This window comes from Planctobacterium marinum, assembly GCF_020687805.1.
In the GTDB taxonomy this organism is placed as follows: domain Bacteria; phylum Pseudomonadota; class Gammaproteobacteria; order Enterobacterales; family Alteromonadaceae; genus Planctobacterium; species Planctobacterium marinum.
In genome coordinates, this window is sequence record NZ_JAJEWQ010000005.1 from 255,207 (window position 1) to 273,648 (window position 18,442).

An 18,442-nucleotide genomic window follows, 5' to 3' on the forward strand; every position below is an offset into this window, starting at 1 on the left:
TTTTGGTATGAAACTATATTACTTAGTATGGTACTTTAATACTTAGTATGCATCTTTATTCCTCTCCCACATAGAAAAGGCCTTTCGGCCTTTTTTCTACTCCACCGTGACGCTCTTGGCGAGATTGCGAGGTTGATCTACGTCGGTGCCTTTAATGATGGCGACATGGTAGGACAACAGTTGCAGCGGTACGGTGTACACCATGGGAGCAATGATGTCGTCAACGTGAGGGACGTTAATCACCCGCATAGTGTCGTCGCTCTGGAAGTTGGCGTCTTTGTCGGCAAACACATACATGATGCCGCCACGGGCGCGTACTTCAGCCACATTGGATTTCAGTTTTTCCAGTAACTGGTCGTTGGGAGCCACTACAATAACCGGCATTTCATCGTCGATCAGAGCCAGCGGGCCGTGTTTTAATTCGCCAGAGGCATAGGCTTCTGCGTGGATGTAAGAGATTTCTTTAAGCTTTAACGCCCCTTCCATTGCAATAGGATAGTGCTCGCCACGGCCGAGAAACAGTGAGTGATGCTTATTAGCAAATTCCGGTGCCAGTTTTTCGATGGTGCTATTCAGGTTTAACACTTCTTCTAACTTGCTGGGCAGGGTGTGCAGGGCATGAATAATCTTTTGTTGTTTCTCTTTAGCCAAACCGTTCAGTTGACCCAGTTTCAGAGTAAACAACAACAAGGCTGTGAGCTGAGTGGTAAAGGCTTTGGTGGAGGCAACACCAATTTCCGCACCGGCTTTGGTCATGTAGGCCAGATCCGATTCACGTACCATGGAAGAACCCGGTACGTTACAGATGGTTAAGCTGGTGAGATAACCCAATTCTTTAGACAAGCGCAATGCCGCAAGGGTATCAGCGGTTTCACCGGACTGAGAAATGGTCAGCAGCAGACTGTTACTGTGTACATGGGATTTGCGGTAGCGAAACTCGGAGGCAATTTCCACGTTACAGGAGACATTAGCCAGTTCTTCCAGCCAGTAACGCGCCACCAGGCCAGCGTGGTAACTGGTACCACAGGCGACGATTTGCACGTGTTGTACCTGACTCAGCAGTTCTTCCGAATGCCGCCCGAATAAATCGGTAGATAAATCATTGTCTGACAAACGACCTTCCAAAGCATTGCGTGTAACAATGGGTTGTTCGTAGATCTCTTTCATCATGTAGTGGCGGTAGCCCGCTTTATCACCGGCGTCGTGCTCCACTTCAGAATCGTGGATTTCGCGGGTAACAGCTTCGCCACCTTTATCAAAGATACGTACTTCGGTACGGGTTACTTCGGCCACATCGCCTTCTTCTAAAAAGATAAAACGGCGGGTTACCGGCAACAACGCCAACTGATCGGAGGCGATAAAGTTTTCGCCAATACCCAGGCCAATAACCAGTGGACTACCGGAGCGCGCAACCACCAGCTTTTCAGGATCTTCCAGGTCCATAACCACGGTACCGTAAGCACCGTGAAAACCGTCTACACTCTCCTGCACGGCTTTGAGCAAATCGCTGCTGGTTTGCATTTTGTGGTGAATAGTGTGCGCAATAGTTTCGGTATCGGTCTGGCTTTCGTAGGTGTAACCCTCACTGCTTAGCCTGCTACTGAGTGGCTCGTAGTTTTCGATAATACCGTTGTGTACTACAGCAATTCGGTCAGTTGAAAAATGAGGGTGGGCGTTGCTTTCCGTCACACCGCCATGAGTAGCCCAACGGGTATGGGCAATACCAATCGCACCTTTTACCGGAGACTCTTTGATGGCATCCTGTAGGGCTTTTACCTTACCCACCCGGCGTACCCGTTGCAGGCTGTTGTTTTCGGTAATGACCGCGACACCGGCGGAATCATAACCGCGATATTCCAGCCTGCGCAGACCTTCCACCAAAATAGGCACGACATTCCGTTCTGCAATTGCCCCCACTATTCCACACATAGTATTTCTCTCGTTGTTAATTTTGTTCGTTAAACGGCGACGCGGGTTACCGCTACATGATTGCTTTGTAGCTGACTCACCGCATCATCGCCCAGTTGATCGTCGGTTATAAGTTGCGAGATTTGCTGCCACGGCAACTCTAAATTAGGCATCTTGCGCTCAAACTTTTCTGATTCCGCTAACACCACCACGGTTTTTGCTACCCGCGTCATGGCGAGGGTCAGTTGCGTAAACTCGTTAAAGGTGGTGGTGCCTCTGGCCAGATCCACACCCGAAGCCCCCACAAACGCCACATCAAAGTTGTAGGAGGTCACCATTTGTTCTGCCATCGCGCCCTGAAACGACTGGCTTTGCACATCCCAGGTACCGCCTGTCATCAATAGGGTAGGCTCCGGCTCCAGCTCCAGTACTTCCTGTGCGGTATTCATGGAGTTGGTCATCACCACCAGGCCGCGTTTGTTCTTTAAAAAAGGCACAAGGGCATGAGTGGTGGTACCGGAATCAATCAATATGCGATCGTGATCCTGAATCAACTCAGCCGCAGCTTTAGCAATCGCTATCTTTCGCTTTGAAACTTCTTCAATTACTTCTTTGCTTTCACCCGGAGAAAGGATCGCGCCGCCGTGACGACGCAATACCAAACCACTTTGCTCCAGAGCTGCTAAATCCTTTCGAATGGTTACTTCTGAAGTGGCAAATTCTCTGGCCATTTGTTCAACGCTGAGTTCACCTCGCTGCTCCAATGCAGAGACAATCTGGCGACGACGTTGCTGGGTATTACGTTTCAAAACAAGCACCTTAAGTTTCGTTTCGAAACATATTATTCAAAACGAAACTTAATGCAAGCAAAAATAGCCGAACTGGCAGGTAAAACAGAGGTTAATTGGAAAACTTTTTTGAGCAACATTCGAACATGGCCAGCTCTAATCAGAGCCAAAAGCTAATTAATTTGGATTTGCCCAGAAATTTTGAGGCGGGACTACCAACCAGCCCTAAGATTTCTTAGTTGAGTTTAATGGTATATAGGCTTTTTTCGACGCCGGCGTCTAATTTAAAGCACTACCATTTAATTAATATCATTGTCGGGGCGCCGACTACGCGTAAAGGGGAATAGGGTTTTGTACTTCGAACAAACGCTGACCTTACTGAATCCATATAAGAGTCACTTTGGCTTTACTTTAAAAAAGGAATATTTAGTTTCTGGACTTTGTGGTCATAAAACAAGTATTCATGCTCTCATCCTGGTGAGAAAAGCACTAAAAAAGGCCGGACTGAAAAAGCCCGGCCTGATACCTGAAAGCTGTAGAACTTATTTTTTGACCGGGCGCGCCCAGCCAGTGACATTGCGCTGCTTACCGCGGGCAATGGCCAGTTGTTCACTTTCGACGGTCTTGGTGATCACCGAACCGGCACCTACTGTCGCATCTTTGCCAATAGTCACCGGGGCCACCAGCGAACTGTTGGAGCCGATAAAAGCCCCTTCGCCAATGTCGGTTTTGAATTTATTAACGCCGTCATAGTTGCAGGTAATGGTGCCGGCCCCGATATTCGCGCCCGCGCCCACAGTGGCATCGCCTAAATAAGTCAGGTGATTGGCCTTGGCGCCCTCACCCAACTCGGTTTTTTTCATCTCTACAAAGTTGCCCACTTTGGCTTTGGCCTTCATCACTGAACCGGGGCGCAGGCGTGCGTATGGTCCGACATTGCAGTCAGTACCAACCACTGCCTGTTCAATACTGGAAAAGGCCTCGATTACCGTACCATCAGCAATTTCACAGTCTTTGAGAATACAATTCGCACCGATTTTTACTTTGCTTCCTAAGACAACCTTGCCTTCCAACACTACGTTCACGTCGATGCTGACATCTGTGCCGGTACTCACGTCACCGCGAATGTCGATGCGGTTAGGATCGGCCAGGCTAACACCGTTAAGCATCAGTGTTTGTGCCTGTTGCCATTGATAAGCCCGCTCAATTTTGGCCAGTTGCACCCGATTGTTAATGCCTTCTACTTCTACAGCCGAGCTGGCCTGCGTGGCTTTTATCACCTTGTTTTCTTCTGCGGCCATAGCAATGACGTCAGTGAGGTAATATTCCTGCTGCGCGTTGTTGTTTTCCAGTTGGCCCAGCCAGCACTTCAGATCAGCACCACCCATGATCATGATACCGGTGTTAATTTCCTGAATTTGTCGTTGTGCTGCACTGGCATCTTTGTGCTCAACAATGGCTTTTACCTGATCACCATCACGCACAATGCGCCCCATGCCGGACGGGTCATCCAGCACCACGGTTAACAGCACCAAATCCGCTTCTGCTTTAGTGGCTATCAACGACTGCAAGGTCTCGGCTTTGATCAGGGGCGCATCGCCCACCAGAATCAAGACATCGTCGTCATCCTGAATATGCGGGACAGCCTGCATAACTGCGTGGCCCGTACCCAATTGTTCTGTCTGTAAACACCAGTTTAGGCTGTTATGCGCTAATGCGGATTGCAGTTGCTCTGCGCCATGACCATAAATGAGGTTGATTTGTGCTGCGCCCACTTCGCCCAGAGTATCAATAATGTGTTGCACCATGGGCTTGCCCGCGATGGGATGTAACACTTTGGGTAACTCTGACTTCATACGGGTGCCTTTACCGGCAGCCAAAACAACGGCAGAAACTGACATAACTCATCCTTTGCAAAAAATTGTGCTTATTGTAACGAATGCAACTCACCCTGCAATGAAAAGCCGTCGCCAATTTGGCAGATAAGGTATGATTTGCGGCCTTCGCTTACTTTTCAGGAAAGTGTAAACGAACCCTGAGTGTGGATTTGCAGCACTTTTTGGGCTGATATCACCGCCGGTGTAGTGCCATTGGCGGCCCCCACATCCAGATACAGGGTATTGCCCAGATACACCGGATTGCCGCCGGTCATAATAGTGTGCCCCACCACCACTTTGTCGATACCGGACACCTGATGAGTTTCCCGTTGCTGCGGACTGGAAGTCACTTCCGGCTGCTGATACTGGCGTGCCAGTAACGCATTGTCGCGGTACCATAGCAGGTGCTTTTGAATATCTGCAGCGGCTAAACATTCCTGTCTGAGCCACTGATTTCCCGGCACAGCCGCATGCACGATACCAATGCGTCCTGACTCGGTTTCCAGCTCAATAGCCATGGGCAGGGATTTTACTTTCTCCAACATGGCAGCCACTTTGAGTGCCATATCGGATTTAGGATGGTACCAGTCGCCACCATTGAAGGTTTGCCAGTTGAGAATATCAGCAATATTGCCTTTGCCTGCCATGGCATCCAGTCCTTTGAGCAACATTTGTTCGTGATTGCCCATTACCGCATAAAACCAGGGTTTGTTCAGAAGCTGCAGGGTTTTCAGTGAGTCAGGTCCACGATCGATAAGATCGCCAACACTAAACAAGCGATCCCCCTGTTGTGGATCAAACCCCAATTGTGCGAGACGCTTAATCAGCAGTTCGTACTGGCCGTGGATATCCCCCACGATCCAGGCGCGTTCACTGGCAATAGTAAACTTCTGATAAAGCTGGTTGCTCATGTAATAGTGCGTCAGAAAACAGTTCTGCCGCGACAGAATCCTCAGGTGTTGGGTCTATACTGATTTTAGAAGCAAACCGCCATTCCCGAAACCACAGTTTTATGTTACCCCGTGTAAGTGCTGATGAATCCGGAGAACTAAGCACAGAGGGAGCACTGCGTATTTTGATGAATATGCATGTTTTGCCATTGCAGAGTTTGCCAGTTTACCTGCACAAATTGGTTTTCTGATTTATTTCCGGCCAGGATTAACAACGCCTGCGTGGCCTGCATTGTGCCCATCGTACCCACAACGGGCCCTAAAATTCCCTGGTTGAGGCAATTTTCGACCGGCAATTCACCCTCGCCAAACAAGCATTGATAACATCCCTGTCGGGATTGTTGCTGAGCGTGATGGCACAGCCACAGCTGCCCGCTCAGCTGCGATGCTGCCGCCCCTACCAGGTTTACCTGATTTCGGAAACACCATTGGTTAATGTCAAAGCGGGCTTTAAAGTTGTCCGAGCAATCCAGTACTAACTGAGGTTTGACGACTATGTCAGCGTCTGGCGTAAAAGCCCGGTTTTGCACCTGAATCAGACAATCGGGGTTGATTCCCTGTAATTGGGTTTTTGCCGCCTCCACCTTAAAACGGCCAATATCTTCGGCGCGATACAAGAGTTGTCTGGGCAGATTGGTTGCACTGACAGTATCCGCATCCCAGATGGAGATCTGCCCCACTCCGGCAGCCACCAGATAACTCAATGCCGCACACCCCAGGCCACCTGCGCCTACCACCAGCACATGACTGGCTGCAATCAATGCCTGTCCCTCCGGCTCAATTTGCGGCAGCACCATTTGCCGCACGTAACGTTTATCAGTACTGCTCTGGCTCATTTGCGATACCCTGTTGTTGCAACAGTGACCGGAACTGGCGAACGCTTTCTTGCGGATCGTGCGCCTGAGTAATGGCGCTGACCACGGCGACAGAGCCAACTCCCGTAGACAATACTTCAGGCGCTCTTGCCAGATTAATGCCCCCTATTGCCACCAGCGGATAATCTTTCGCTAATTGCACCAGATGATGCAGTTTTTCTGTCCCCTGAATCTGTCCCGACATATCTTTGGTGTTTGTGGCAAATATCGCGCCGATAGCGATATAGCTGGGCCGTAACGACATGGCCCGCAATAACTCATAATAGCCGTGAGTAGATATACCCAGACGCAACCCCGCCTTTTGAATAGCGGTTAAATCAGCCGAGTCCAGGTCTTCCTGACCCAGATGTACGCCGTAACAATGATGTTCAATGGCAAGCTGCCAGTAGTCATTGATAAACAATCTGGCCTGGTGAGCACGGGCCAGTTGATTGGCCTTGCGGATTTGCTCAGAGATAAATTGCATATCCCCGGTTTTGATGCGCAGCTGCAAAGTTTTAACGCCATAGTTTAGCAGTCGTTCGACCCATACCAGCGAATCCACCACAGGATACAGCCCCAATTGTTTTGTGTTGCAACGGGCAAAAGCGGCGGTTGGTAGTATCGCCTCTTGTACTGGATAATATTGCGGAAAGCTTTCAGCAGAAAAACGCAGCGCTTGCAGGCCCAACTTTGGCGCGCCGTCCCCTATGGACAAATGGTTTTGTATCCCCTGAAAAACCAGTGCTTTGGCCAGCACAAACGCCTCTTTTAGCGGGAGTCCTTTTACCAAGGCAGCCGCCAGTGCACTGGCCATAGTGCATCCCGTGCCGTGAGCATCGACGCCTGTTATGCGCTTAGTGCTCAATGCCAACACGTCGCTTTTGTCCAGCAACCAGTCGATGCTTTGCCCAGAATTCGGCCCATGGCCGCCTTTTAACAACACCCGGTTTACCGGTAGTTGCTGCAACCTGGCTAACAGGGTTTCACTATCCGGGTTGCCCTGGCTATCCGTCAGCCAAAGTGCTTCGTGCCAGTTGGCGGTTAATACATCCACGCGGAGCAACAGGAATTGAGTCAACGCCTGGCGGGTATCCTGTTGAGTAAGACGTTCACCGCCACCGGCCACCACCACGGGATCGAATATCACCTGCGGTTTTTTATTTTGCTGCTCAAGCCTCTGCAGCCAGTCACTCAACCACAACACCTGCTCTGTGCTGGCCAACAAACCAATCTTGATAACCTGTGGCAAACCATCCTGTGCCAACGCCAGTATCTGGCCGCTGAATATCTCCAGCGCCACCGGATTAATGGTCGACACCCCCTGACTGTTTTGTACCGTTACCGCCGTGACAACCGTACTGCAGTACACTGCCAGTTTCTGCGCCGCCTTGATGTCCGCCTGAATACCGGCGCCCGCGTTACAATCAGAACCACCAATAGCCCAGATAAAAGCCTGTTTGTTGTCACTTTTCATGATTGTTGCCAAAAGGGTGTACCCAATACCGGAGTGGATGGACTGGCAGTTTCCCGGGATTGCATTTGTCCTGCCAGATAAGCGTCTCGCCCGGCTTGTACTGCCTGTCGAAATGCACCCGCCATCCGCACCGGATCAGCTGCCTGAGACACAGCGGTATTTAACAACACCGCATCAAACCCCAGCTCCATAGCCTGACAGGCATGCGACGGACTCCCTATGCCGGCATCGACAATCAGATGCACATCCGGCAATCGGGCCCGCAGGGTTTTAAGTGCATAGGGATTGAGTAAACCTTTGCCGCTGCCGATGGGCGCTCCCCAGGGCATCACAACCTGACACCCTGCCTCAACCAGACGCTGGCACAACACCAGGTCATCAGTGCTGTAGGGCAATACCTTAAATCCCTGGTTGATAAGCTCTGTTGTCGCTTCCAGCAAAGCAAAAGGGTCCGGTTGCAGATTGTAATCATCGCCGGTGACCTCCAGCTTAACCAGTTCTGTGGCAAACACCTCGCGACTCATTTGCGCCACCGTAATGGCTTCTTTGACGGTGCGACAGCCCGCCGTATTAGGCAATACCGGAACCCCGGTTTGTTTTACCAAATCCCAAAACTCAGCCCCGCCGGCAATACTGCCCTGACGACGTAAAGACACTGTCACCATGGCAGGTTGCGCCGTATTGATTGCCTGTTGCATCAGTTTCGGAGACGGATATTGTGCCGTGCCTAAAAGCAGGCGACTGTTCTTAAAAAGTGATTGCGGGTAAGACATTTCTGACGATTCAATCTTATTTTTGATGGTGTCATTGTGGCCATTTAGCATTGTTATCCGCCTTGCATGGGTGACAGCACATCGATCTGGCTCCCCTCATGCAGAGTAGTGTGCTGATAGTTTTGTTTCGCCACAAAATCGCCGTTTACTGACACGGCAAAGGCCTGTTTGGTGTCTACCATAGAGACTAAAAACGCATCAAGACTGTGATGCTCAGTGTGAATTAGTTCACCGTTAAATCGAATTTGCATCATGACTCCTGATTGCAATCGGTGATAAATGGTGCCACGGATTCCGGTATGGCATGACCGAGAACCATGGCAGTTAACGCCTTACTGAACAGCGGCCCCAGCAGATAACCATGTCGAAATAAGCCATTGAGACTAAAGTACCGGCCATGGCGATAAATGGCCGGCAAATGATGGCTAAATGCCGGGCGCAACCCTGTGCGGGCGTTGAGAATGCGGGCTTCGGCAAAGCCCGGGTGCAAAGCATAGGCCGCTGATAACAACGCCATACTGGATTGCAAACTGATGGGCGAGTCATCCTGACTGTCGATTTCCGTGGCACCAATCACAAACTGCTGCTCTGGCTTTGGGGCAATGTACAACGGGTAACGCGGGTGCATAAAACGCACCGGACGGGTAAGCTGTACATCTGGCGCAGAAACGCGAATGATCTCGCCACGCACACCTCGCAAATTTCGTTGCACCTGTGGTGACTCGCGCTGATGCGCCATGGCCACTGCCGGCCTTAAGGCCAGTGTCTTGCGCGCCCCCAGACCACGACAATCCAGCACCGCATCAAAAGCCTGACCGGCCAGACGCCCCCTGGTCCATTCCGAAGCCCACTGCTGAGCGGACAAATTATCCATCGCGGTTTGCCAATACAGAGTGACCCCGGCTTGCTGACAGGCCTGCAAACTGGCGCGATAAAAGCTGCGATTGTCTAACTGTCCCTCTCCCGACAACCACAAGGCGCGTCGGAAATGCCCCGGCAGGTCAGGTTCCAGCTGCGCAATTTCCGGCCGATTCAGCCAGGGGTTGGCCTGGTCCTGATACCGGGATGTACGCTGCTGAAACTCCGCCAACAGTGCATCATCAGCATGATGGGACACCACCAGCGTACCAGACTGTTGCAGCCACACCGGTTTGGGCAGATTGGCCAGCAACATCGGCCAGAGCACCATCGACTCCCTTCCCAGGGATAACAATTGCGGCTCGGCACAATGCACCGCTTCAGCCAGTGGTGCCAACATGGCCGCCGCTACCGCACCTGCCCCTTGCGGCATGTCCGGATCATCAGCACTGAACACGGTCAGATTGGCCCGCCCCATGAGTTGCAGAGCACACAAACGCCCCAACAAGCCAAACCCTAATATTGCAATCTGCATGGTTTATTTCACCGGGTGATAAAGCTCACTGCCTGAGGATTTAAATTCAGCGGATTTTTGTTGCATTTCAGCCTCAATATCCAGCATCTGGATCTCTATCACTTCATCACCCAATCCGGCGGCATAATCACGTACATCCTGCGAGATCTTCATGGAACAGAATTTAGGGCCACACATAGAGCAAAAGTGCGCTACCTTGCCAGACTCCTGCGGCAAGGTCTGATCGTGGTATTCCCGTGCCCGTTCCGGATCTAAACTGAGATTAAATTGATCGTGCCAGCGAAACTCAAAACGCGCTTTAGACAAGGCATCATCGCGAACCTGCGCTCCGGGGTGGCCTTTCGCCAGATCGGCGGCATGAGCAGCAATCTTGTAGGTGATCAGCCCTTCTTTTACGTCCTGTTTATCGGGTAAGCCCAGATGCTCCTTGGGTGTCACGTAACACAGCATGGCGGTGCCATACCAACCAATTTGCGCTGCACCGATAGCAGAGGTGATATGATCGTAGCCGGGCGCAATATCAGTGGTGAGTGGGCCAAGGGTGTAAAACGGCGCTTCGTGACACAGATTAAGTTGTTCTTCCATATTGTGCTTAATCAATTGCATGGGTACATGCCCCGGCCCTTCCACAATCGTCTGCACATCTTATTGCCAGGCAATTTTAGTCAGTTCACCTAACGTGGATAATTCCCCCATTTGGGCTGCATCATTGGCATCGGCAATGGAGCCAGGACGCAAGCCGTCACCCAGTGAGAAACTCACGTCGTACTGCTGCATGATCTGACAAATGTCTTCAAAATGGGTGTAGAGAAAGTTTTCTTTGTGATGGGCCAGGCACCATTTCGCCATAATAGAGCCACCCCGGGATACTATGCCGGTCACCCTTTTTGCCGTTAAGGGCACGTATCTGAGCAAAACACCGGCGTGAATAGTAAAATAATCAACCCCTTGCTCGGCCTGCTCAATCAGGGTATCCCGATAGATTTCCCAGGTGAGATCCTCAGCAACACCATTCACTTTTTCTAGTGCCTGATACAAGGGAACTGTGCCAATAGGTACCGGGCTGTTGCGAATAATCCACTCGCGGGTTTCGTGAATATAACGACCGGTGGACAAATCCATCACGGTATCTGCCCCCCAACGGGTTGACCACACCAGTTTTTCCACTTCTTCTTCGATAGAAGAGGTCACCGAGGAATTTCCAATATTGGCGTTCACCTTTACCAGAAAGTTCCGGCCAATGATCATCGGCTCGCTTTCCGGGTGATTGATATTACAGGGCAGTACGGCCCGCCCGCGGGCGATTTCCTGTCGCACAAACTCCGGGGTGATCTGTTCGGGAATACTGGCACCAAAAGACTCGCCTTTTTGCTGAGCGGCGCGTATCTCATCGGCCAGTTTGGCTCTGCCCATGTTTTCCCGAATCGCTACGTATTCCATTTCCGGGGTAATGATGCCCTTTCTGGCATAGTGCATCTGAGTGACATTCGCCCCGGTTCTGGCTCTGCGAATCGCGGGTAAATGCTCGAAACGAATGTGATCCAGCCCTTCATCCGCAAGCCTTTGCTGAGAGAATCCGGCGCTGGGTGCAGGTAAAGTTTCGCAGTCCTGACGCTGGGCAATCCAGCCTTCCCTGAGCCTTGGCAAGCCGAGGCGCACATCAATTTCGACATCAGGTTCACCGTAGGCACCGGAAGTATCGTAAACCCGCACTGGTGCATTCGACTCATATTGTGGATTTTCTTCGCTGCCGCCAATCAGGCTGTCGGCCAGATGAATTTCCCGCATACCCACGCGCACATCAGGTTGGGTACCGGTTACATAAACCTTTTTGGAATTGGGATAATCATAGCCGCGTAGTTGTTGAATAAACTCTTCGGCTTCAGCGCGGCGCTGACGCGCATTTTTTGTATTGGTTGTCATGATAAGACCTCTTTGTGTTAAATCGGTCTTGTCAGAAATAAGAAGAAGCTGGACAGGAAGCCGCCACAAATGCCCTGGAAAGTGCCTGAACTGGATTATCCCTGGCTTTTGAAGCTTGCTTTCTTGTTTCCTACGCAAGTATTAACTTGGTCAGGTTCACGGATCCCGCAACTGCGATCTCAGCCAGAATAATTCAACGGTGGGTATCACCCACCACCGAAGAATCTGGCACTCCGACAAGAAGTATCAATTTCCCTTTTAAATTACTGTAGCGCCAGGCGCTGTGTCAATATGGATTTTCAGAAGTTTTGGTTACACACGGATTATTATTTGGTTTCCGGCTTGGCAAACCAGAATTTCGACGGCAGCTTAAACACACCGGTGGTAAGTGCCACACCCAATAAAATTGTCGCTGCACCCAGTAAGATGCTCTGGGTAACCTGCTCATCGAGGAACCACCAGCCCCAGATAAAGGCAAACAGCGGCACCAGATAGGTTACCGATAAGGCCTTGCTGACACCTTCGCGGGATAAAATGCGAAAATACAGAATATAGGCCACACCGGTACAGGCAATGCCCAGGCAAATCACATCCCGCCAGGCACTGACCGACGGCATCGCCTCTGGCCAGGTGATAACGCCCGGAACAATCAACAGCAAAGCGGCGTAAACCTGACTACCGGTAGCCACGGCCAGCGGTTTCATGCCCGCCGCATAGAGCTTGGAATAGCAGGCGGCAAAGCCATAGCAGGTAGAAGCAAACAGGGCCCCCATAATGGGCAGCAGCAACATCGCGTCATCGGAAATCTTCTCTGACATCAGGATAAACACCCCGGTAAAGCCCACCACCAAACCAAAGATGGTGGCTGGCGCTATTTTGTCTTTTAACCACAGCCAGGCCACCAGCGCGCCGAACATGGGCGCGGTGGAATTCAGGGTAGCGGTCAACCCGGCTTCCAGCGACAAGGTGGCCCAGGCGAACAAGGTAAAAGGCATGGCGGTATTGGTTAATCCCAGCACCACCAGGTGTCGCCAGTGAGTGCGAATTTGCTGCATTTCCTGACGGCGAATAAAGGCCATCAGCACCAGTAAAAACACCGCCGCAATCGACGCCCGAAACAGGATTAAAGAAAAGGCACCAAACTCCGGCGAAGCGGTGCGCATAAACAAAAATGACGCGCCCCACAGCGCACCGAGTATCAAAAGTTCCAGATAAGATTTAGCCTGCATATCACTGTCCTTTTACTCATCCCAGAAAGAGGTTTGCTTTGCGCTATTTTGCCCTGATTCTAGTTGCAGCAACCATGCTTTTCTGGACAATCCCCCTGCATAACCGGTCAATTTACCGTTTTTACCGATAACCCGGTGACAGGGCACCACAATACTCAGCGGATTTTTACCATTGGCAGCCCCGACAGCCCGCACCGCTTTGTGATCCCCCAGGGTTTGTGCGATATCCAGATAACTGCAGGTTTCGCCATAGGGCACGGTCAACAGCGCCTGCCAAACCTTGCTCTGAAATTCAGTGCCTTTGGGCGCCAGTGGCAGCTCAAACGTTGTGCGTTTACCGGTAAAATACTGCTCAAGCTGTTGTTTTGCTTCTGTTAATAAGGAATCAGACGATGCACCATGCACGGGTTCATCCACAAACAGTATATGTTGCAAATGCCCCTGACTGGCGGCAATTTCCAGCCAGCCCAAAGGCGTTGTCAGATAGTCAAAAATGCGAGTCCTGGTATTGTTCATCAGGCTTTGTCCCATAACTGGAAAGTGAGATAACTGCGCCAGGGAGCAGCGGCATCGGTATTCAGGGAATACTGTTTAATCTGATTTTTTATCACCAGATCGGTGCCCAGCCAGATATCCGGCTCAGACAGTCCGCGCATTTTGGCGTAGGCGATGGTCCAGGGTCCAATCCCTTTAATATTCAACCACTCATCGGGTGAAGTGTGTTCGCCTTGCTCATACACAAACTGCGCCAGCGACTTGAGTGCATTTTTTCGGGCCTGTGGCATCCTGAAAAATTCCAGGTCACTGTTGGCAACCGCCTCCGGCGTAGGGAATAGGCGACTAACCCTAACGTCATCGGAATCCGCATCAACGTTAATAGCTTCGCCCAATACTTCGGTGAGCTGCGCCACTTTATTCACTGCCGCTTTAACTGACACTTGTTGACCTAACACTGCCCGGCATCCTGCTTCAAATAGGGACCAGACTCCCGGAATACGTATACCCACAGTTAATTGCTGCTCAGCTAAACCGGTATTGAGTAATGCCTGCTGCACCAGGCTGTGATCCGCTTCCAGGTCCAGAATGCGCTTAATATTTTGCAAAATACCCCGCAACTCACCGTAACTGGCCATATTCAGGGTAACCCGAAAACGAAACCGCTCAGGTTCTATCTCGGCTTTGAAATAGCCCTTCTGACCTTGCCAGTTGAAGCTTCGGGCATAGCTGGTTTCGGTAACCTCTTCCATACCGGGCACGGCCCGCACCTGCCAAAAATCCCGTACCTGACGCCAGCAATACTCCGGGGTGTAAGCGAGATACAGTTGCAATTGCCCACCCGACTCAGCTTGTTTCAGGCGAATTTGCGAAGGCGTCAGTTGCATAGCCTGTTTCATATTCTGTTGCAATCGTCTGGCTGACTGAAAGCCCGCCGTGGCGGCTACCTGCTCAACGGTTAAGTTGGTTTCGTGCAGCAACTTTTTAGCGAACAGCAATTGTTCGGTCAGCTGGAATTGTTTTGGTGATACCCCTAAATGCTGGCGAAACAGCTTGCGCAGATAGCCATCGGAGATGCCCAGCCTGTGCGCTATATGTTGTAAATCGGATTCCGGGTTTTCCCGTAGCAGGCGCATTGCACGTGCCACGGTGGTTTCAACGCCCATCCAGGCAAAGGAGCTGGGGGCACTGTCGGGTCGACAACGCAAACAGGGCCGGTAACCCTGATGCAACGCCTGCGCCGCATGGGGGTAGTATTCGACATTTTCTTCTTTGGGCAGATTGGCCGGACAAATATTGCGACAAAAAATACCGGTGGTTTTCACAGCCACAAAAAATCGACCGTCAAAGCGCCGATCACGACTCATTCTGGCTTGTTGCCATTGCTGTGAATTCATTATTTGGCTCCGGGTTTGAGCAAGGAATTAACGCCAGTTTACGTTATTTTTTGTAGCGGATGCGATGAAACCGGAACTGAATGTTGCGTTAATTTCTGACTATCAGACTAATTGTTGAGCGGTGTGGCATTGCAAGCACAGCCCTTAATCGCGATAATAGCGCGGTTGTACGCTGCCAACAGGTTCAGGTGTGCAATAATAAGTTGTTATTTTTACCGGAGTTTTGGTTGATTTTTTTGCGTCTGTCTATTGTTGCCCTGCTGTCTGCTATGTGCTTTTCTGCATTAGCCGATGAACATTTTATTGATGAATTTTGGCAGGACACCCGTTCCAAAATTCGCGGCCAAAAGATCCCCGGGTTTAGCATGGTATTTATCGAAAAGGACCATGCACCGCGTTATTTTAATACCGGATTAACCGAAAAGGGCGGTCAGCCAGTTAACGAACAAACCCTGTTTCGACTGGCGTCGGTATCAAAAACATTCACCGGAGGGCTGACAGCAAAACTGGTGCACAAAGGGCAACTGAACTGGCAACAACCGTTGCAGGAGCTGGCCCCTGATTTTTCCTTTAGCGATAACAATCGCACCATTACTCTGGAGCACCTGCTCAGTCAAAGCAGTGGCTTAATGCGCAATGCCTACGACAACCTGATTGAAGCCGAATATCCCTTGCCAAAGATTATCGATCAACTCAAAGATCTGGACCCTTTGTGCCAGCCCGGCAAATGTTACACCTATCAGAATGCCCTGTTTGGCGTACTGGAATACCACTTTCAGCAACAAAACACCTCTTACGGCCGGGTGCTGGAGCAGGAGCTGCTGACACCGCTGAACATGTATCACACCAGTGTTGGTCGTGAGCCGCTGATGCAGGCCGCCGACTGGGCTAAGCCCCATGTACTTACCCGTGCCAGAAACTGGACCAAAACCCGACTCAACGAATCCTATTATCGGGTTTCCCCGGCCGCAGGGATTAATACTAACAGTCACGATATGGGCATCTGGTTACAGGCCATGTTGGGGGAATATCCGGATGTTATCGAGCCGGAAATCATTACCGAGATCACCCAACCTCACATCCGTACCTCCCGCGAATTAAGACGCCGCGCATGGCGAAACTTACTGGACAATGCTCACTACGGCCTGGGCTGGCGAGTTTATGAAATCGACGGCCTGCAGGTGGCTTATCACAGTGGCTGGGTTAAAGGCTATCGCGCCGAAGTCTCGTTTAGCAGCGAGCTGGGTATTGGAGTTGCCATGCTGATGAACGCCGAGGCCAACCTGATGAACGAATTAGGTGCCGATTTCTGGTCCGGTTATCTTGCCCAACAAACGCACAAGGTCGGCAACAACCTGCAATTATCTGCCGGACGTTAAAGTCTCACTCTAACCAGTTGAGTTTTTCCAAAGGATAACCCAGATACCACTTAGATCGCTCTAAAATGGTTCTGATACGCATTTCCCTGATACCTAGTTTTGGATTTCCGGCCACGTCATCACAAACTTTGTTCAACGCCTGCATATTGGGAAAGCAACTGAACATCATGTAGTGAAATTCTCCTTCTACTCTCAAACAATCCATAAACTCCGGGATATCCTGAATGGCCTGTTCAAAGGGTTTACGGGCCTGAGGGGTATTGGATTCGAGCTTAACTTCCACGTAGGCCAGCACGTGTTCACAGATACGGTCTAAATCCATTTCGGTGTGAAAGTTAAAGAAATAACCGGCCTCTTTTAGTGCTTTGGTGCGCTGAAAGCAGGCACTGGGTGACAACCCCACCAGATCCGCCAATTCCTGATTGGACAAATCAGCCTGTTTGTGGATGGTAGCCAAAATGCGTTTATTGATTGCATCCAGCTTAATATTCTTTTTTGTCATCAGACTTTCCGCTTAGAAAAAAATAAGATTTTGATTTGCAGGGAAATAAAAAACAATCTGTTTTTCTCACCCATCACTTCAAACTAATATTTTTCTGCCATGTTATAGACTTAAGTCATCCATCAGAGCAACTTCAGTGAAAGGCTCAGACAATGCACAATGACATGATCCCGCAAGAGCATAGGAACACGCTGCCCCACCAAAACCAGTTGATTGCCTGGCCTCGTATTGCAGCCACCTCCGCTATGGTTGCCTTTTCTCTACCTACCTTTATCACAGGGCTAGAGGTAGCACATTCCCTGTCTATACCGGACGCATTGCTGGCCATGCTAATTGGCTGCCTGATATTAACCCTGATTGGCGGTGCCATGGGCACTATCGGGGTTCAGACCCGCATGAGCTCCTATCAACTGGTACGTATTGCATTTGGTGATAAAGGTGCTGCTGCGATTAATCTGGCATTTGCCCTGTCGTTATTGGGTTGGTTTGGGGTCAATATCGATCTGTTTTCCGGGGCGGTCAACGTCCTGTTTCAACAATATCAAATGGATGTGCTACCGGGTTTCGCAATCGAACTTATAGCCGGTACTCTGATGACTGTTACCACGGTAATCGGCTTCTCAGCCATCAACCGCATTGCCTCCTGGATGGTGCCGGTTATTGCGCTTGTGACTCTATATATGCTGTACAGCGCGCTGCAACTTTTACCCCTGGCTGACTTTCTCAATGTACCAGGCGAGAACAAGATTGCTATTAGTCAGGGTGTCAGCGCTATCGTCGGCGCCATTATTATAGGCGCTATTATTTTACCTGATATTACCCGTTTCAGCCGACACCAACACGGCGCATGGCATACTGCTTTTTGGTCTTATTTGGTGGTGCAGTTGTTGGTGATGATCGTTGCCGCCTGGGCAGGTGCAGCGACTAACAGCCATGAAATTCTGCAATTAATGTTGGCTATTGGTTTAGGGGTTATGGCATTTGCGATTGTTATCTGCGGCAGTTGGATCTTAAATTCTCTGAACCTTTACAGCACTTGTTTAAGCGTTGCGGCAACCTGGCCAAAAGCACAAAATAATTTAAATACGGCACTGCTTGGCATTACCGGAATTGTTGCTGCGTCCTTCAACATTCTGGAAGTATTCATTCAATTTCTGGTGATTTTGTCCGCCATCTTTGTGCCGGTGGCAGGTGTAATCATGGTTGATTACTTTTTGCTGTATCGCGGTGATTACCAGGCGCTCACATTGGCGCAAAAAATCCCATTTTCTCCCGCTGCGGCTATTGCCTGGCTTACCGGTGCCGGCCTGGCGATAACTGAGATGTTCATCACACTACCCACTGTCACAGGTATCAATGTGCTGGATGCCATTTTACTCTGCGCACTAGTTTACTGGGTCACCAGCAAACGATTTTTAGCAGTAAAGCCACCACCGGGCAACACTGCAAATTAATTATTTAAACCCTTTATCAGTATCGAATCTACCCGATTCAGGA

Annotated in this window: 15 protein-coding genes, 1 pseudogene and 1 riboswitch; of the genes and pseudogenes, 2 read left to right on the forward strand and 14 right to left on the reverse strand. The window is 50.5% G+C overall.

What is annotated here, in order from left to right; translation table 11 throughout:
• Positions 1 to 96: 96 nt before the first annotated feature.
• The 13 genes and pseudogenes from glmS to LJ740_RS17425 form a co-directional block, all read right to left on the reverse strand.
• On the reverse strand, positions 97 to 1,929 hold the full coding sequence (gene glmS, locus LJ740_RS17365) for a glutamine--fructose-6-phosphate transaminase (isomerizing) (protein WP_229530387.1): 1,833 nt from the start codon (positions 1,927 to 1,929) through the stop codon (positions 97 to 99).
• A 29-nt stretch (positions 1,930 to 1,958) separates the two neighbouring features.
• The gene (locus LJ740_RS17370; RefSeq protein ID WP_324255631.1) at positions 1,959 to 2,726 is read right to left on the reverse strand and encodes a DeoR/GlpR family DNA-binding transcription regulator; all 768 of its coding nucleotides are present in this window, start codon (positions 2,724 to 2,726) and stop codon (positions 1,959 to 1,961) included.
• 512 nt (positions 2,727 to 3,238) lie between these two features.
• A complete protein-coding gene (glmU, locus tag LJ740_RS17375; protein WP_229530389.1) occupies positions 3,239 to 4,597 on the reverse strand; it encodes a bifunctional UDP-N-acetylglucosamine diphosphorylase/glucosamine-1-phosphate N-acetyltransferase GlmU in 1,359 nt (452 codons plus the stop codon).
• A 113-nt stretch (positions 4,598 to 4,710) separates the two neighbouring features.
• A complete protein-coding gene (locus LJ740_RS17380) occupies positions 4,711 to 5,484 on the reverse strand; it encodes a metallophosphoesterase (RefSeq protein ID WP_229530390.1) in 774 nt (257 codons plus the stop codon).
• 137 nt (positions 5,485 to 5,621) lie between these two features.
• Positions 5,622 to 6,359: a HesA/MoeB/ThiF family protein gene (locus LJ740_RS17385; RefSeq protein ID WP_229530391.1), complete on the reverse strand. Its 738-nt coding sequence runs from the start codon at positions 6,357 to 6,359 to the stop codon at positions 5,622 to 5,624.
• Positions 6,340 to 7,854 carry a thiamine phosphate synthase gene (gene thiE, locus LJ740_RS17390; protein ID WP_229530392.1) on the reverse strand — a complete coding sequence of 505 codons (1,515 nt, stop codon included), beginning with the start codon at positions 7,852 to 7,854 and terminating at the stop codon, positions 6,340 to 6,342. The genes LJ740_RS17385 and thiE overlap by 20 nt, the downstream gene beginning before the upstream one ends.
• Complete coding sequence (locus tag LJ740_RS17395) at positions 7,851 to 8,627, reverse strand: thiazole synthase (RefSeq protein ID WP_229530494.1); 777 nt, start codon at positions 8,625 to 8,627, stop codon at positions 7,851 to 7,853. The genes thiE and LJ740_RS17395 overlap by 4 nt, the downstream gene beginning before the upstream one ends.
• Positions 8,628 to 8,680: 53 nt before the next feature.
• Positions 8,681 to 8,878: a sulfur carrier protein ThiS gene (thiS, locus tag LJ740_RS17400; protein WP_229530393.1), complete on the reverse strand. Its 198-nt coding sequence runs from the start codon at positions 8,876 to 8,878 to the stop codon at positions 8,681 to 8,683.
• The gene (locus LJ740_RS17405) at positions 8,878 to 10,020 is read right to left on the reverse strand and encodes an FAD-dependent oxidoreductase (protein ID WP_229530394.1); all 1,143 of its coding nucleotides are present in this window, start codon (positions 10,018 to 10,020) and stop codon (positions 8,878 to 8,880) included. Before LJ740_RS17405 ends, thiS begins: the two co-directional genes overlap by 1 nt.
• Positions 10,021 to 10,023: 3 nt before the next feature.
• Positions 10,024 to 11,943, reverse strand: a pseudogene (thiC, locus tag LJ740_RS17410) (phosphomethylpyrimidine synthase ThiC).
• A 110-nt stretch (positions 11,944 to 12,053) separates the two neighbouring features.
• A riboswitch (TPP riboswitch) is annotated at positions 12,054 to 12,189 on the reverse strand.
• A gap of 80 nt (positions 12,190 to 12,269) precedes the next feature.
• Positions 12,270 to 13,172 (reverse strand): DMT family transporter, encoded by a 903-nt coding sequence (locus tag LJ740_RS17415; RefSeq protein ID WP_229530395.1) that lies wholly within the window; start codon positions 13,170 to 13,172, stop codon positions 12,270 to 12,272.
• Positions 13,173 to 13,184: 12 nt separating this feature from the next.
• On the reverse strand, positions 13,185 to 13,688 hold the full coding sequence (locus LJ740_RS17420) for a methylated-DNA--[protein]-cysteine S-methyltransferase (protein ID WP_229530396.1): 504 nt from the start codon (positions 13,686 to 13,688) through the stop codon (positions 13,185 to 13,187).
• Positions 13,688 to 15,064 carry a DNA-3-methyladenine glycosylase 2 family protein gene (locus LJ740_RS17425; protein WP_267498339.1) on the reverse strand — a complete coding sequence of 459 codons (1,377 nt, stop codon included), beginning with the start codon at positions 15,062 to 15,064 and terminating at the stop codon, positions 13,688 to 13,690. Before LJ740_RS17425 ends, LJ740_RS17420 begins: the two co-directional genes overlap by 1 nt.
• A gap of 227 nt (positions 15,065 to 15,291) precedes the next feature.
• Here LJ740_RS17425 and LJ740_RS17430 point away from each other — a divergent pair, with 227 nt between their 5' ends.
• Positions 15,292 to 16,443, forward strand: coding sequence for a serine hydrolase domain-containing protein (locus LJ740_RS17430; RefSeq protein WP_229530397.1), 1,152 nt, complete (start codon positions 15,292 to 15,294; stop codon positions 16,441 to 16,443).
• A gap of 4 nt (positions 16,444 to 16,447) precedes the next feature.
• Here the strand turns inward: LJ740_RS17430 and LJ740_RS17435 are convergent, their stop codons facing one another.
• Complete coding sequence (locus LJ740_RS17435) at positions 16,448 to 16,945, reverse strand: Lrp/AsnC family transcriptional regulator (RefSeq protein ID WP_229530398.1); 498 nt, start codon at positions 16,943 to 16,945, stop codon at positions 16,448 to 16,450.
• A 152-nt stretch (positions 16,946 to 17,097) separates the two neighbouring features.
• Here LJ740_RS17435 and LJ740_RS17440 point away from each other — a divergent pair, with 152 nt between their 5' ends.
• Complete coding sequence (locus LJ740_RS17440; protein ID WP_229530399.1) at positions 17,098 to 18,399, forward strand: purine-cytosine permease family protein; 1,302 nt, start codon at positions 17,098 to 17,100, stop codon at positions 18,397 to 18,399.
• Positions 18,400 to 18,442 lie beyond the last annotated feature (43 nt).

Excerpts from the sequence above, each read along its gene's own strand:
- LJ740_RS17420 (WP_229530396.1), bottom strand. The coding sequence starts at position 13,688 with ATGAACAATACCAGGACTCGCATTTTTGACTATCTGACAACGCCTTTG.
- LJ740_RS17405 (WP_229530394.1), bottom strand. The coding sequence starts at position 10,020 with ATGCAGATTGCAATATTAGGGTTTGGCTTGTTGGGGCGTTTGTGTGCT.
- LJ740_RS17415 (WP_229530395.1), bottom strand. The coding sequence starts at position 13,172 with ATGCAGGCTAAATCTTATCTGGAACTTTTGATACTCGGTGCGCTGTGG.
- glmS (WP_229530387.1), bottom strand. The coding sequence starts at position 1,929 with ATGTGTGGAATAGTGGGGGCAATTGCAGAACGGAATGTCGTGCCTATT.
- LJ740_RS17395 (WP_229530494.1), bottom strand. The coding sequence starts at position 8,627 with ATGTCTTACCCGCAATCACTTTTTAAGAACAGTCGCCTGCTTTTAGGC.
- LJ740_RS17385 (WP_229530391.1), bottom strand. The coding sequence starts at position 6,359 with ATGAGCCAGAGCAGTACTGATAAACGTTACGTGCGGCAAATGGTGCTG.
- LJ740_RS17380 (WP_229530390.1), bottom strand. The coding sequence starts at position 5,484 with ATGAGCAACCAGCTTTATCAGAAGTTTACTATTGCCAGTGAACGCGCC.
- glmU (WP_229530389.1), bottom strand. The coding sequence starts at position 4,597 with ATGTCAGTTTCTGCCGTTGTTTTGGCTGCCGGTAAAGGCACCCGTATG.
- LJ740_RS17440 (WP_229530399.1), top strand. The coding sequence starts at position 17,098 with ATGCACAATGACATGATCCCGCAAGAGCATAGGAACACGCTGCCCCAC.
- thiS (WP_229530393.1), bottom strand. The coding sequence starts at position 8,878 with ATGCAAATTCGATTTAACGGTGAACTAATTCACACTGAGCATCACAGT.
- LJ740_RS17435 (WP_229530398.1), bottom strand. The coding sequence starts at position 16,945 with ATGACAAAAAAGAATATTAAGCTGGATGCAATCAATAAACGCATTTTG.
- LJ740_RS17425 (WP_267498339.1), bottom strand. The coding sequence starts at position 15,064 with ATGAATTCACAGCAATGGCAACAAGCCAGAATGAGTCGTGATCGGCGC.
- thiE (WP_229530392.1), bottom strand. The coding sequence starts at position 7,854 with ATGAAAAGTGACAACAAACAGGCTTTTATCTGGGCTATTGGTGGTTCT.